Raw genomic sequence first — 13,434 nt, 5'->3', positions numbered from 1 at the left:
TTTATTAATTGGATGAACCCTCCTTTTTAAATGAGTCTTATTACCTAATACATCAACGTTCCCACGCCCTCTTTTAATTTAAAAAAAAATTTATTTCAAGCGGTGTGTATATATGTACTATACATAGGATATGAAAAGCAGACATTAAGTTTGTCACAGCTTCTAACAAAATTTCGTAGATGTAAAAAAGAAAGAGAAGGTTTTTGTCTTCTAATAAATAGATATATTTATATAATTTTACATTTATAACAAGAAAACGAGGTTGAGTCATAAGACATACCTACATTAATCGAATCTAAAGGTGAACAAAGAGGATCAATGAGCTAGTATGAATCGCTTGTGACACCGCTGTGGATTTCCGTTCAAGACTTCGCTTTCCGCGGGCGGCCGATGAGCCTCCTCGTCGCTTGCGCTCCTGCGGGGTCTCATCTGTTCCGCTTTTCCCGCAGGAGTCTTCGTCTTGCCCTCCAATCCACAGCTAGAAGCACCTATACACGTGAATCCTACGTTCACCTTACAAATGAAAAAATCCGAACGAAGTTGATTCTCCATCAAGAACCTTGATTCATCGTTCGGATTTTCTTTAGTTAACATACTTTTTTCTCAGTTGCGTTTTCTTACTGACCTAATTCTTTAATTTGTTTCATAATACTTGATACATCTTGAATTGATTGAAACAATTCACTGTTTTTTAGCGCTTCTGGATTGAAGCTGCCATCCTTTATATTGGCTTCATACGCTTCAATTCCACTAATGATTTTTTCGTTTTGTTGAACAAGCTGATCGTGCACATCAGAAGCGATGTCAGGAGCTTTTGTTTTATTAAATTCTTCAGCTTTCCCTTTCATTTGCTGCAGCTTTTGCTCTAGCTTCTTTATTGCCTCGTCGTCATTAACAGCTTTTTCCGCTAGAGGCGGTATTTCTTCAGCAAACTTTTGTGCTTCACTCACGTAATCTTTCGCATCGTTTGCGTAGTTCAACGTACTGCTTGTATCTTCAAGAAAAGAACAGCCTCCGACCATAAAAAGAACAGCAGTTGATATGACTAGCATCCACTTTTTCACTTAGCACTCAACCTTTCTTATTTTCTTTTCTGCTATCTTCTTTTCGATTTTCGTTTCTTTAACTCTTTCATAATAATGGGTACAGCTTTTTTTATTCCTTTTTTTACAGCGGGGCTTTTTAACAGTCTCGATAGTTTTGACATTTTTAAGCTCCTCTCTCATTTTGAAATGACAAAAAACACCTTTACCACATGTGGTAAAGGTGTTTTTATCCAGACCTTTACCAATGGCAACATTGGCAAAGGTCTCGCTAACAATTTGCATTGTCAATAAAGCCGGAGATAATAATCTCGAAATGACGACTTTACTGCAAGAGCTACTCCCCTTTGAACAAAACAGCATTTTTTGTTAAAACAATCATAACGTATGTTCCTGATTATCGTCAACTTATATGGAATTAGTACACATCTTTTTTGGTAAATACCAGAAACGACACGAGCAGCCCGGCAAGTCCCCAAATGGTTAAAACACCCAAGGAAAATCCTAGTGTCATTCCTTCAGTCGGAGGAGCTGTGCCTTGCAGATAAGAAGTTAAATTTAAATTGACCATAAACAAGTACTTAGCTGAATTCCACGAAGAAACCATACTGCTTAAAATCGTACCTGCAATCAAACAAGCAAGCATCACACCCATACCAGCAGCCGTACTTTTAATTAAAACGGACAGCATAAAAGCAAGCGTTCCAACAACAAGTGATACAAACCAAGCAAGGCCAAATTCCATTAAAATATATCTCCACTGCGAAATTAAATGAACGTCCGCTGTATTCAAATCATTGCCCTGCACGCTAAATCCCGTAAGAATAGGCGCTGTCCAGCCTTTAAATCCAAATACAACACCAGAAATGAGATACGACAAAACGCCAAACATTAAAATTAAAAACGAGACGGACATGACGAGCGTGATATATTTACTAAGCAGGATTTTCCAGCGTTTCACAGGCCTCGTCAACAATACCTTGATGGATCCCAAGCTGTATTCTGAAGACACTAAATCCGCTGCAATAATCATAATCATCAGCGGCAGCAAAAGCTGAATGGCGTTTTCAATGAACCCTCGCACAAACGTTGGGGCTCCTGGTTCTGAAGGATTGATATCGTTATCTAAGTAATACTGTTGCTGCGCCACGCGAATTTCAAGCTGCTTGCGCCAATCATCTGAAATTTGGCTTCCGCTCAGCCGGTTTTGCGTATCGATAATTTCTTGCTGCAGCGTACTGCGCCAATCGGTCGTTCCTAGCTTTTCTTGAAGGCGCTGCGTTTCGCGAAGCTGAGCATATGTGAACATGGAAATCAAAACGCCCATAATAAGGGTAACGATTAACAGGCGCTTTTTTCGAACGAGCTTGATCATTTCATTTTGAACCAAACTAATCAATCGATTCGCCTCCTGTCATTTCGATAAATAAATCTTCAAGAGTTGGAAGCTTTCGATTCATTTCTTTTACCGTTACTCCTGCTTGAATGAGCTGTTTGTTCCACTCTCCCACTTCAGATTCTTCATAAAACGTCGTGACATATTCCCCCTGCACTTGCACAAAGTCCGTCACTTGTTTTAAGACGTCTATTCCCGCAGGCTGCGGATCTAGCTTCCACAGTAAGCGCTCTTGCTGAGTTAACAGGGTCTTCACCGATTCTGTGTGAATAACTTCTCCTTTTGCAATAATCGCTACTCGGTCACACATCAGCTGAATCTCACTCAGCAAATGACTCGATACTAAGACGCTTAGACCTTCACTTTCAGCTAAAAAGCGAATGAATTTACGCATGTCCCGAATCCCAGATGGGTCGAGTCCGTTCGTTGGCTCATCTAAAATGAGCACTTTCGGTTTTCCGAGAAGCGCTTGCGCAATTCCTAAACGCTGCCTCATACCTAATGAATACGTGCGAACTAAGTCGTGGATACGCTCTTGTAAGCCAACTAATTCCACCACTTCATGAATGCGTTCTTCCGTCATAGAAGGAATCATGCGTGAAAAGTGCTGCAGATTTTCCCAACCGCTTAAGTATGGATACAGCTCAGGATTTTCAACAATACAGCCGATATGCTCCATCGCTTTTGTAAACTGCTTCGATACGCTGTACCCACAGATAGAAATCGAACCAGCCGTCGGGCGAATCAAGCCGACAAGCATTCGGATCGTTGTTGTTTTACCAGCTCCATTTGGCCCTAAAAAACCAAATACTTCGCCTCTTTTTAGTTCAAAATCAATATTTTTGATGATTTCACGTTTTCCTATTACTTTTCTCAGTCCTTTTACTGAAAGCGTTACTTCACTCATATCATTCCCTCCCTTACCATGTAATAAGCGATGCTACACGTTCTGCGATCAGCTTGTAGCCTTTTGCATTCGGATGAAACTTATCAGTATATAAGTAGTCATCTACCTTTAGCTGAAACAAATCAAAGGTCGGTACAAAAACAGTTTGCTTATAATTAGCACTTAATTCACTGCTTCTGTAATTCCATTCTCGTACAATAGCCGTTGTCGTTTTTGCATCTTGCAGGTTACTAAACGGATTGTATAAACCAATTAAAAAAATTGTTGCGTCTTTATTTGCCGACCGGATGCTTTTTAAGATGCTGTCTACGTTTTTTAAATAGTCATTTTCTAGCTTTTGAATATTGTTTTTATTTAAGTTCTGCAGCGTTTGTCCGCCTTGAAATAAGTCATTTCCTCCAATGGTGATCAGCACGGTATCTGCCGACTTAATCTGCCGCTGAATTTGCTGCTGCTTTACTTGACTTGCCAGCTGCGAAGACGTTTGACCTTTTATTCCAAAGTTACTTAAAAGAATTTTCTTCTTCGTTTTTTCTTCAAGATTCTCTTTTAAATACCCAACGTATCCTTTTCCCGCTGCGTCTCCTGTTCCTCTTGTCAGTGAATCTCCTAAAGCGACAATCGTATAATTCTTTGTACTTTTGTTACTGCTGCTTGTTTCCTGCTTTGGCTTTGGCATTTCTTTTACAGTAGCTTTTGAGGCGCTAACATAATCATAAATAGACATTCCAAGCCCAGCTGCAAACAGCAGACACGAAATAATCGAAATAAAGGATACAATCCATACCCACTTTCCTTTCGCTTTCACTGGCTGCACTCCTTTTCGTCTTTTTAGTTATCTTTTTTTAGAGCTTCAACTGTTTTTAGTAAAGCGGACCAGTCTAAATGACCCCAGCCATTTTCGATTCCTTGTTCATAATGACCTTTCACAAGCTCTCCTAACGGAAGCGGAGCGGACACTTTTTTGGCTGCATCAATAGCCAAGTTTACATCTTTTAGTCCAAGCTCCAGCTTGAACCCGGCTGGTTCAAAGTCTCTTTTAGCAATTAAATTGCTGTAATTTTTATACACAGGAGATGCAAATAAGCTATTAACCACTTCAAGAAACTCCTCCGCTTGCATGCCATACTGTTCTACCATGACTACTGCTTCAGAAACAGCTTCTAACATCGAAACTAATAAAAAATTATTGCCAAGCTTAGCTACATTTGATAAGTAAGGCTCGTCTCCTACAGTGAAAATAGTTTGACCAATCGCTTCAAACAGCGGCCAAACGTGCTCTCTTGCTTCTTTATTACCTGCAACTATTACTTTGAGAGCCGCAGCTGCTGCTGCGTCGGGGCGACCTAAAACAGTCGCTGCAACAAAATGCTGTCCTGATGCAGCATGTGCACTTGTTAATTTTTCCGACAAATCTACGCTAATAGTACTCACTGAGACGTGAATACCACCTTCTTGAAGGCCTGCAAGTACACCGGCTTCTGAAAGCGTTACTTCTTCTAAAGCCTTGTCATTGGAAAGAATCGTAAAGACAAGATTCGCTTCTTGTGCTGCTTGAGCAGGTGTCTCCACAACCTTTGCTCCTTTTTTCACAAGACTTTCCGCCTTCGAAGCAGTGCGGTTATAAATAACAAGTTCATGACCCGCCTTTATCATATTTTCCGCCATCGGTAATCCCATATTTCCTAAACCAATTAAACCCACCTTCATCTTTACCACTCCATTTCAGCACTCAGTATGTACGTTTCTTATACTTGTCGTCTATCTTTAGAAAAAGCACATTTTCATTATTATATAACTACAGTAAAAGCGAATACAAAGAATAGCCTTTCTATAATGTTCAAAATGTGACATTTTTTAGACATGATTTATGAAAAACTTGTCAAAAAAATACGAATGGTTTTTAAATAAAGCGCTTGCAAACATAGGAAATTTCTGCTAAGATGTAAGAGAATTATTTTTGTTCGGTGGGGATGTATGAGTATTGTCACTTTTCGTCTTTAGATTTGAGCAAGAATAGTACCACAATGTGCGAGTCCGCACGAGGAGGCAACAATTATGGAACAAGGTAAAGTAAAATGGTTTAACGCAGAAAAAGGTTTTGGATTCATCGAGCGCGAAGGTGGAGACGATGTATTCGTACACTTCTCAGCAATCCAAAGCGAAGGCTTCAAATCTTTAGACGAAGGTCAAGCTGTAACATTTGACGTAGAACAAGGTCAACGCGGACCTCAAGCTGCTAACGTTCAAAAAGCATAAGAAACACAACATATCAGAAACAGATCCTTTAAAGGATCTGTTTTTTTGTGTACAAACATAAAAAAAAGCCCTGTTTTTCAACAGGGCCAGTCGGTACAAATACAGAAGTAAAGTTAATGGTACTCTTAGTATAGCACAAGATCATAACAATCTATACGAAATAATAAAATAAAACTTTCATCCGGCACGTTTACCTATGTTTATAGCTATTCCAGACTCTCTAGGGCGCTCGCAAATCGTTTAATTCCCTCTCGAATCACCTCTTCTTCTCCTCTGCCAAACGTAAAGCGAATAGCTCCGCTTTGAGAACTCAGCACGCTTCCTGGGACAAAAGCCACTCCTCTTTTAAGCGATTCTTCCAATAGACGATAGTCATCGACCGGCTGATTCACTTTGCACCATAAGTGAATCCCGCCTTGAGGCGAATCGAAAGATACTTTTGATCCGAGCAACTCGTTCAGACTCGACGACAGGGCATACTCTTGCTTTTTGAGCTCTTGTCTAAGCTTTTCAATATGCGAAGAAAACGTAGGAGAATCTAAGAATTGATAAGCAATCCACTGCGGAAAGATGCTGTGACCAAAGTCAATTTGCTGCTTAGCATCTGCCAGGCGCTGAATCACTTGCTCTGGCCCCACTATCCAGCCAATTCGAAGGCCCGATGCCACGATTTTAGAAAGCGAGCTGATATAGAGGACATTTCCGTTCTCGTCCATCGATTTCAGCGTTTGATGTACATTTCCGTCAAATGCCGTGAGTGAATAAGGATCATCTTCAATAAGCGGAATGCCGTATTCTGAAGAAAGCTCTAAAAACCGCTTTCGACGCGCTTCTGATAACACAATACCGGTCGGGTTTTGATAATACGGATTTAAAAAAACCATACGAATGCGATGCTTTTTATGTAATTCTACTAAGTCGTCCGGGTTGGCTCCATTTTTATCTACAGGCAGCAAAAACGTTCGTAAACCTGCTGATTGAAAAAGCGGCAGTGAATAGCTATAAGACGGATCTTCAATCGCTACTGCATCTCCTGGTTTTAACAAACACTGCACAATCAAATGAAGTGCTTGCTGTGCACCTGATGTGATTAAAATGGAATTAGCATCGGTGGAGATTTTCCGGTACTCATGAACATGAGCAGCAATAGCGTCACGCAGACGTTCATTGCCGTGCGGATGATCATAGCCTAAATGCTCATTAAACGGCATGCCCGCTAATATTCGCTGAAAATCTTCATTTGGAAACAAGCTAGGAGCTAATTCTCCGCTGGCTAAGTTTACAAAATCTGTTCGCAAAGCTTCGCTTCTTATTCGCTGTACGAGCGGTAAATTAGGCAAAAATGAACCGTCTTCTACATATCTCCCCCAGTTTGGAATACGTTTACGGGAAATTCCCCAGATGCTCGAACTAACTCGCGTGCCGCTTCCTTTTTTACGTTCTACGATTCCAAGTGCCTGCAGCTCTTCATAAGCAGCTACTACCGTGCTTCTGTTCACGTTTAGCTCAGCAGCAAGCGTTCGTTCTGATGGCAGCATAGAATCCGGCGGAAACGCTCCCGATGAAATACAGCTTTCAATATATTCTGCAATTTGTTTATAAATCGCTTTTTTGCTAGCGCGATCTGGTCTCCAGTTCATGCGGCGTCAGTCCTTACATTTAAACTTTCTTATTAGTAGTTTATCCTTTATCTCTCTTATCTTAAAGCAGTTTCATAAAAAAAGACCATCCAATTCGGTGTTTTTTTGCTCATCCACTTTATCAAAAATTATAATAGTAGCTATTTTTCATTTTTAGGTATTTTAGTTTACATAATAATTTTATAGTTAATCATATTGAATAAATTTCACCGTAAAAAAGAGATTGAGACATAACCACACCAGTCCAATCTGAAGACGAACAAATGGGATACATGAGCTCATATGGGTTGCTTGGTACACCGCAGTTGATTTCCGTGCAAGACTTCGCTTTCCGCGGGCGGCCGATGAGCCTCCTCGTCGCATACGCTCCTGCGGGGTCTCACCTATTCCGCTTTTCCCGCAGGAGTCTTCGCCTTGCTCTCCAATCAACTGCTAGAAGCAACGAAATACATGAAAACTACATTCACCATGCCAATAAAAAAAACCCAAACGAAGTTGATTCTCCATCAAGAATCTCGATTCATCGTTCGGATCTTTCTTCAACTAAACTACTTTCGTCACGGCCTCTTTTTTATAGAGGAGGTAAATCTAGCTTGCCTTCTTGAAATAATTCTTTCACCATATGCTTGGCATAACCCGTTGCTTGCCCTAGCGTAATCTTAGCTGGCATAGGGGCTTCGTTTGCATCAACGATTACATCGATAATACACGGCTTGTTTTGTCTAACAGCACTTTCAAAAGCTGGCAGCAGCTCTTCTTCTTTTTCTACTCGGTAGCCAACACCTCCGCAAATATCTGCATACCTGGCAAAGTTCGGATTTGTTAAGTCTGTGCCGAATTCAGCATTTCCCATTACTTCTTGTTCAAATTTAATCATACCGATTTTATGGTTATTAAATAGCACCACAACTAGCGGAAGATTGTATTTAACAGCTGTAATAAAATCTGCCATGGTCATCGCAAAGCCGCCGTCTCCACAGACCGCAAACACCTGCTTATCCGGATAAGCAATTTTTCCAGCAAGTGCGCCCGGCAGCCCGCATCCGAGAGTCGCTAGCCAGCTTGAAATCACAAACTGCTGATTTGTCATACGAAAATGACGCGCCATCCATACTGTGACGTTTCCTACATCTACGGACAAGACCGCGTTATCAGCCGCTACGTGCTGAAGCGCTCGAATTACTCGCTGAGGCTTGATAGGTAGACTTTCTTTTGCCTCTTGAGTATCAAGCTGACTCCACCACTTTTTCATACGTTCTTGACTTTGCTCTAAAAACTGGCGATGCTCTGAGCGGCCAACGTTTTCTAAGAACCACTGAATTGTTGTTTTTGCTTCTCCGGCAAGCCCTGCATCTACAGGATATCTTTTGCCAATTTGTGCAGGATCAATATCAATATGAATCGTTTTCGCATGGTCTGGCAAAAAGCCTGTAAACGGATAGGACGTTCCAATCATGATGAGCGTATCCGCTTCTTGCATCGCTTCATACGCTGGCTTTGTCCCGATTAATCCAAGTCCTCCAAGACAATACGGATGTTCATCCGGTATTGCGCCTTTTCCAGGAAGCGTAAGAACAATAGGTGCTGCGATTTTCTCTGCAAACGCAAGCAGTTCTTCTCTCATTTCATGTGTGCCTCGACCGGCTAAAATAACCGGACTTTCTGCTTTACCAATCAAATCTTTTGCCTTTTCAAGGTCTTCTCTGTGAGGAAAGACGTCTTGTTTAACGATTATGCTTGATGTTTCTCGTGCTTCTGATCCGATTTCAAAACGAGGGATATCATCGGGAATGGTTAACACAGCCACACCTTTTTTAGCATAAGCTGTTCGAATCGCTTGATTGACAACAGTGGGAAGCTGTTCAGCGGACATGATTCGCTGGTTATATACAGCCACGTCATCGAACATTCGCTCTAAATTAATTTCTTGAAACGCATCGCTTCCGATAAGATCAGACTCCACTTGCCCCGTAAGTGCTAAAACGGGAGCTTTGTCTAACTTTGCATCATACAAACCATTCAGTAAATGAATCGCTCCCGGTCCGGCAATAGCCGTGCATACACCGATTTTACCCGTTAGCTTTGCATATGCAGCCGCTGCGAGAGCTCCCGCTTCTTCATGCCTCACTTGAATAAATTTAATTTTGTCCTGGGCTTTGCGAAGCGGTTCAATAATTGAATTAATGGAGTCTCCTGGCATGCCGTAAATATGGTCAACGCCCCATTCAATTAACAGTTCAATCAGTTTTTCCCCTGCTTTTTGTTTAAACATATGACTGACCCCTTTCTTCTTATATATAGAGATAGTGTGACCTGATACGCTCTTTCTTACTTATTTTCACTCGTATAATTTTCGTTTTCTTTCATTAAATGAATGAACCATTTTCGTTAAATTTTCTTCATTCCTTGCAATTATCATTAACTTTTGCTATTCTATAAGAAGAATTATTTTTGTTCGGCAACAATCGATAGGTGAATACTTTCGTCTTAAAGATTTTGATCATGAGCAAGGATAGTAATACAATGTGTGCATAGCACACGAGGAGGCAACATTCATGGAAAAAGGTACAGTAAAATGGTTTAACGCAGAAAAAGGTTTCGGATTTATCGAGCGCGAAAACGGCGACGATGTATTCGTACATTTCTCAGCAATCCAAAGCGAAGGATTCAAATCTTTAGACGAAGGTCAAGCTGTAACATTCGACGTTGAAGAAGGTCAACGCGGACCTCAAGCTGCTAACGTTCAAAAAGCATAAGTAGAAAAAGACTCTGAAATCAGAGTCTTTTTTTTATGTAGAACCATGCATAAAACCTTTTTAACGTGTAGTTTGTACACGTTATTATAAATAATAAACTAAAAAAGTCTCTTCATCCCGAAGAGACCTTTTGTGGAAGAAATAGTTGAAGAAATAAAGTGTGGATGTTGCGTCGTCATCATTTTTTAATAATTAGCACCAGCCGCCGCCGAAGCAAGAAGCGCCGATGATGATTAATAAGATGAAAAGTACAATGATTAAAGCGAAACCGCCGCCGCAGCCACCGCCGCCATAACCACAACCGTATCCGTAACCTCCGTAGTATCCCATGTGTTTCACCTCCATTTGCTATACTTTAAGATATGTGGATTTAGTTAAATTGCTCCTAATAATTCCATAGAACTTTTGAAAATGTTTGTCATACACTAAAAATACTGCGTTTTTCAAACATGCCCCACAAAGAGATAAAACATTTGATTTTATGGGCATTTACTCCTCTTTTCTTTATCTTTTAAAAATGTAATCGCTCCCTTTTTCATGAATGTACACCGTGCTGAATACGTTTAGTTATGTACACTCAAACGGGAGGGATTTAATATGTTAACACTCGAAATTTCAAAGCAAATCGTTAAAAACGTCTACCCTATTGTCTTATCGAATCGCAGTAAAATCTTTCAAGAGGAAGTGAGCGTCGCCGCGTTGCAAGACTACTTTGGTCTTGATCATGCCTTTAGCGTGTATGCAGCTGCCACCATTATTTATCAGCTAGAAGCCGACGGGTATGTATCCAAACCTCTGAAGCGCAATGAATACAAGCGAATTTTGCTCAAATAAAAACAAGCATCCCCGCAAGGATGCTTGTCTTATTTATAGCTATACCTGTCGAATAACAGCTCGACTCTTTTGTGGTAATCGGCAAGGTAGTCAGAAAGCTCAGTTTCACTCAATTTATTTGCCTGTTCCTCAAATAGTGACAGCAGCGAAATTTTAATCATTGCCATTTCCGTTTCCGAGCGATTTTCATTTCGCAAATCTTTTCTTAAATTCCACAGGCTTTGCTCCATTTCATGCTTTAATTGTTCTAGTGAGTGTGTTTCTTCAGATCCGGCACGAATGTCTTTTTTAAATCCACTCATCTTATCACTCCTCGCATTTGCACCTGCTAGATAGTATCTAATGTATACTATACCATAAATAACTATACGAGGCTTAAGCATGCCTTTTAAGCAATTGGTCACAAAATAAAAAACATCTCTTTGGATGTCTTTACGTTACCTTTTATCTTACTTCGTCTTCTTCACCTTTTACATATTTAAAAAATGAATCAATCATTTCGTTTAAAAAATCATTGCGATCTTCAAAATTCATAATTTCTAAAAATTCCACAATATCCTTATCTAAGCTAATAGAAGCGGGAACATAAGCAGCCGCTTCCCTTCTTTGCGGGAATGGAATCACATTATTTTTCTTCTTCATAAAACACCGTCCTTTTTCTGTGCTTTACTAGTGTAAGCTTTCAAGGAACGATTTGCAAGTCCCTCTGATGTAAAATTTTATATAAACATTCTTCTGAAAAGACAGGGTATATCTTTAGCTACTCAAGTAGGATCATTTGACATTAGCTTTTCCATGTTCTGGCGTCATATTAATAATTCGCCGCTGTTTTCTCTTTTCCTTTTGGCATCTTTCAGCAAATTTAAACACAAATATTTTAAAAGAGGTTTTTATTTCCTTCGTATAGGCTAAAGAAAGGAAACAACATTTTTATATGGAGGGGTTACAAATGATTGCATTAACTGGGAAAGTTGCGCTTGTGACGGGAGCGGCGTCTGGAATTGGACGTGCTTCAGCCATTACATTAGCTGAACAAGGAGCGCGCGTTGCTCTTTTAGATTTAGAGGAAGAAAAATTACAAGAAGTAAAAGAGACCATCATGTCGAGCGGCGGAGAGTGTATAGCCATTAAAACAGACGTATCTGACTCTGAAAGTATAAAAGAGAGTATCGAAACGATCAGCAGCTTATGGAGTCAATTACATATTGTTTCTATTAACGCAGGCATCAACGGTACGTTCTCTTCTATTGAAGAACTATCACCAGAAGATTGGACAAAAACAATTGATACAAATTTAACAAGTACTTTTTTAACCGTAAAGCATTCTATTCCTTATTTGAAAGCTCAGGGAGGAAGCATTATTATTACTAGCTCGATTAACGGCAACCGTACATTTTCAAATATCGGCATGAGCGCATACAGTTCCTCAAAGGCTGGCCAAATGGCTTTCGGCAAAATGGCAGCTCTTGAACTTTCTACATACGGAATACGGGTAAACGTCATTTGTCCAGGAGCAGTTGATACAAATATTGAAAGCAATACATTCCGTCAAGAAGACAAATTAAAAGAAGTCGCGATTCCAATTGAATATCCAAATGGCAATCAGCCGCTTGCTAAACGCTCGGCTAAGCCCGAAGAAGTAGCAGATTTAATCTTCTTTTTAGCTTCTGACGCGTCCAAACATATTACCGGAAGTGAAATGTTTATTGATGGCGGAGAATCACTGCTGTAACGTACAAGCCCCTGCATCAACGTCAGGGGCTTATTTTTTTACTTTTATGAAAAACGTTTACTCCACCCGAAGCGGATATAATGCTGCCTGTAATCATATCTGAGTTTTCATCACAAAGAAACTCAATAATACGCGCAATGTCTTCTCCTGTCCCTGATCGACCGACAGGCGTTTCCTTGTCTTCTAGTAATCTTGCTGTTATGATATCATTTTCTTTCATGTCTCCCACAATATCTCCGGGACAGACCATATTGGCCGTAATCCCGTATTCGGCTACTTCTAGAGCAAGCGATTTGGTCAGAGAAGCTAGCCCTGACTTAGCGGCACTAAAAGCCGCACGGTACATCCATCCAGGGGTATGCTCTACATCTTGAAAACCGTATGTAATAACCCTTCCAAACTGCTGTTTTTTCATTATAGGAACAACAGCTTTTACAAAATGAAAAACGGAGCTTAAATTACCTTCCAGCATTTCATACCATTCACTGTCTGTGTACTCTATTAATTTTTTTCTTTCAAATACATACGGACCTGCATTATTAATTAAAACATCAATACGTCCAAATTGCTCCATAGCCTGCGCAACGACATGTTCAATATCTGCTTTATTCGTTATATCTCCTTCTACAAACTGTACGTTGTCTTTATATTGATGCCATTCTTCTTGCAGTTCTCGCACTTTATTTTTATCACTTCGAAAATGGACGGTAACGGAATACTGCTTTTTTAAAAACTGTTCTGTTACCTTCTTGCCAATACCTTTATGACCCGCTGTAATCAATGCATGTTTCATCTACCTTCACCTCTTTCACTCTACTTATCTACTATATATATTAGACAGTTCCTTAGTTTCTCCTTTACTAACAG

17 protein-coding genes are annotated in these 13,434 nt (G+C 40.2%); 4 read left to right on the top strand and 13 right to left on the bottom strand.

The window, feature by feature from the left end; all coding sequences use genetic code 11:
• Window positions 1-617: 617 nt before the first annotated feature.
• The 6 genes from ACFX4N_RS00920 to ACFX4N_RS00895 all read right to left on the bottom strand — a co-directional run bounded on the left by ACFX4N_RS00920 (window position 618) and on the right by ACFX4N_RS00895 (window position 5,056).
• Complete coding sequence (locus ACFX4N_RS00920) at window positions 618-1,064, bottom strand: DUF6376 family protein (RefSeq protein ID WP_013057399.1); 447 nt, start codon at window positions 1,062-1,064, stop codon at window positions 618-620.
• Window positions 1,065-1,328 carry a hypothetical protein gene (locus ACFX4N_RS00915; protein ID WP_308355136.1) on the bottom strand — a complete coding sequence of 88 codons (264 nt, stop codon included), beginning with the start codon at window positions 1,326-1,328 and terminating at the stop codon, window positions 1,065-1,067. It lies immediately after the preceding gene.
• Between the two features lie 133 nt (window positions 1,329-1,461).
• Window positions 1,462-2,442, bottom strand: a complete 981-nt coding sequence (locus ACFX4N_RS00910; protein ID WP_014459751.1) for an ABC transporter permease — start codon at window positions 2,440-2,442, stop codon at window positions 1,462-1,464.
• Window positions 2,435-3,346, bottom strand: a complete 912-nt coding sequence (locus ACFX4N_RS00905) for an ABC transporter ATP-binding protein (RefSeq protein WP_013057402.1) — start codon at window positions 3,344-3,346, stop codon at window positions 2,435-2,437. Before ACFX4N_RS00905 ends, ACFX4N_RS00910 begins: the two co-directional genes overlap by 8 nt.
• A 13-nt stretch (window positions 3,347-3,359) precedes the next feature.
• Window positions 3,360-4,154: a GDSL-type esterase/lipase family protein gene (locus ACFX4N_RS00900; protein WP_098196589.1), complete on the bottom strand. Its 795-nt coding sequence runs from the start codon at window positions 4,152-4,154 to the stop codon at window positions 3,360-3,362.
• Window positions 4,155-4,177: 23 nt separating this feature from the next.
• On the bottom strand, window positions 4,178-5,056 hold the full coding sequence (locus ACFX4N_RS00895) for an NAD(P)-dependent oxidoreductase (protein ID WP_192100359.1): 879 nt from the start codon (window positions 5,054-5,056) through the stop codon (window positions 4,178-4,180).
• A gap of 348 nt (window positions 5,057-5,404) precedes the next feature.
• Here ACFX4N_RS00895 and ACFX4N_RS00890 point away from each other — a divergent pair, with 348 nt between their 5' ends.
• On the top strand, window positions 5,405-5,605 hold the full coding sequence (locus tag ACFX4N_RS00890; protein ID WP_013057405.1) for a cold-shock protein: 201 nt from the start codon (window positions 5,405-5,407) through the stop codon (window positions 5,603-5,605).
• A gap of 206 nt (window positions 5,606-5,811) precedes the next feature.
• On the opposite strand, the gene pdxR is transcribed toward ACFX4N_RS00890, so the two are convergent.
• The 3 genes from pdxR to ACFX4N_RS00875 all read right to left on the bottom strand — a co-directional run bounded on the left by pdxR (window position 5,812) and on the right by ACFX4N_RS00875 (window position 9,517).
• Window positions 5,812-7,245: a MocR-like pyridoxine biosynthesis transcription factor PdxR gene (gene pdxR / locus ACFX4N_RS00885; protein ID WP_063671808.1), complete on the bottom strand. Its 1,434-nt coding sequence runs from the start codon at window positions 7,243-7,245 to the stop codon at window positions 5,812-5,814.
• Between the two features lie 186 nt (window positions 7,246-7,431).
• Window positions 7,432-7,674, bottom strand: a complete 243-nt coding sequence (locus ACFX4N_RS00880; protein WP_192100358.1) for a hypothetical protein — start codon at window positions 7,672-7,674, stop codon at window positions 7,432-7,434.
• A 142-nt stretch (window positions 7,675-7,816) separates the two neighbouring features.
• Complete coding sequence (locus ACFX4N_RS00875; protein ID WP_057273333.1) at window positions 7,817-9,517, bottom strand: pyruvate oxidase; 1,701 nt, start codon at window positions 9,515-9,517, stop codon at window positions 7,817-7,819.
• Window positions 9,518-9,800: 283 nt separating this feature from the next.
• Here ACFX4N_RS00875 and ACFX4N_RS00870 point away from each other — a divergent pair, with 283 nt between their 5' ends.
• Window positions 9,801-10,001 carry a cold-shock protein gene (locus ACFX4N_RS00870; protein ID WP_013057408.1) on the top strand — a complete coding sequence of 67 codons (201 nt, stop codon included), beginning with the start codon at window positions 9,801-9,803 and terminating at the stop codon, window positions 9,999-10,001.
• A gap of 192 nt (window positions 10,002-10,193) precedes the next feature.
• On the opposite strand, the gene yjcZ is transcribed toward ACFX4N_RS00870, so the two are convergent.
• Window positions 10,194-10,331, bottom strand: coding sequence for a sporulation protein YjcZ (gene yjcZ, locus ACFX4N_RS00865; RefSeq protein WP_013057409.1), 138 nt, complete (start codon window positions 10,329-10,331; stop codon window positions 10,194-10,196).
• A gap of 267 nt (window positions 10,332-10,598) precedes the next feature.
• On the opposite strand from yjcZ, the gene ACFX4N_RS00860 reads away from it, so the two are divergent.
• Window positions 10,599-10,835, top strand: coding sequence for a hypothetical protein (locus tag ACFX4N_RS00860; RefSeq protein WP_013057410.1), 237 nt, complete (start codon window positions 10,599-10,601; stop codon window positions 10,833-10,835).
• Window positions 10,836-10,864: 29 nt separating this feature from the next.
• Here the strand turns inward: ACFX4N_RS00860 and ACFX4N_RS00855 are convergent, their stop codons facing one another.
• Together ACFX4N_RS00855 and ACFX4N_RS00850 are read right to left on the bottom strand one after the other, a co-directional pair.
• Window positions 10,865-11,137: a hypothetical protein gene (locus tag ACFX4N_RS00855; protein ID WP_057273334.1), complete on the bottom strand. Its 273-nt coding sequence runs from the start codon at window positions 11,135-11,137 to the stop codon at window positions 10,865-10,867.
• A 142-nt stretch (window positions 11,138-11,279) separates the two neighbouring features.
• A complete protein-coding gene (locus tag ACFX4N_RS00850; RefSeq protein ID WP_013057412.1) occupies window positions 11,280-11,477 on the bottom strand; it encodes a hypothetical protein in 198 nt (65 codons plus the stop codon).
• Between the two features lie 307 nt (window positions 11,478-11,784).
• On the opposite strand from ACFX4N_RS00850, the gene ACFX4N_RS00845 reads away from it, so the two are divergent.
• Complete coding sequence (locus ACFX4N_RS00845) at window positions 11,785-12,567, top strand: SDR family oxidoreductase (RefSeq protein ID WP_013057413.1); 783 nt, start codon at window positions 11,785-11,787, stop codon at window positions 12,565-12,567.
• A 22-nt stretch (window positions 12,568-12,589) separates the two neighbouring features.
• Here ACFX4N_RS00845 and ACFX4N_RS00840 read toward each other — a convergent pair whose 3' ends face one another.
• On the bottom strand, window positions 12,590-13,360 hold the full coding sequence (locus tag ACFX4N_RS00840) for an SDR family oxidoreductase (RefSeq protein WP_057273336.1): 771 nt from the start codon (window positions 13,358-13,360) through the stop codon (window positions 12,590-12,592).
• Window positions 13,361-13,434: the final 74 nt, after the last annotated feature.

Source organism: Priestia sp. YIM B13551 (assembly GCF_042787905.1).
Lineage (GTDB): Bacteria > Bacillota > Bacilli > Bacillales > Bacillaceae_H > Priestia.
The sequence above is the reverse complement of the archived record's forward strand: the minus strand, read 5'-3'. Positions and strand labels throughout refer to the sequence as shown.

Bases quoted from the DNA above. Each gene is read 5' to 3' on its own strand.
- ACFX4N_RS00850 (WP_013057412.1), bottom strand. From the start codon at position 11,477: ATGAAGAAGAAAAATAATGTGATTCCATTCCCGCAAAGAAGGGAAGCG.
- ACFX4N_RS00875 (WP_057273333.1), bottom strand. From the start codon at position 9,517: ATGTTTAAACAAAAAGCAGGGGAAAAACTGATTGAACTGTTAATTGAA.
- ACFX4N_RS00870 (WP_013057408.1), top strand. From the start codon at position 9,801: ATGGAAAAAGGTACAGTAAAATGGTTTAACGCAGAAAAAGGTTTCGGA.
- ACFX4N_RS00840 (WP_057273336.1), bottom strand. From the start codon at position 13,360: ATGAAACATGCATTGATTACAGCGGGTCATAAAGGTATTGGCAAGAAG.
- ACFX4N_RS00895 (WP_192100359.1), bottom strand. From the start codon at position 5,056: ATGAAGGTGGGTTTAATTGGTTTAGGAAATATGGGATTACCGATGGCG.
- ACFX4N_RS00855 (WP_057273334.1), bottom strand. From the start codon at position 11,137: ATGAGTGGATTTAAAAAAGACATTCGTGCCGGATCTGAAGAAACACAC.
- ACFX4N_RS00860 (WP_013057410.1), top strand. From the start codon at position 10,599: ATGTTAACACTCGAAATTTCAAAGCAAATCGTTAAAAACGTCTACCCT.
- ACFX4N_RS00915 (WP_308355136.1), bottom strand. From the start codon at position 1,328: ATGCAAATTGTTAGCGAGACCTTTGCCAATGTTGCCATTGGTAAAGGT.
- pdxR (WP_063671808.1), bottom strand. From the start codon at position 7,245: ATGAACTGGAGACCAGATCGCGCTAGCAAAAAAGCGATTTATAAACAA.
- ACFX4N_RS00905 (WP_013057402.1), bottom strand. From the start codon at position 3,346: ATGAGTGAAGTAACGCTTTCAGTAAAAGGACTGAGAAAAGTAATAGGA.
- yjcZ (WP_013057409.1), bottom strand. From the start codon at position 10,331: ATGGGATACTACGGAGGTTACGGATACGGTTGTGGTTATGGCGGCGGT.
- ACFX4N_RS00890 (WP_013057405.1), top strand. From the start codon at position 5,405: ATGGAACAAGGTAAAGTAAAATGGTTTAACGCAGAAAAAGGTTTTGGA.
- ACFX4N_RS00845 (WP_013057413.1), top strand. From the start codon at position 11,785: ATGATTGCATTAACTGGGAAAGTTGCGCTTGTGACGGGAGCGGCGTCT.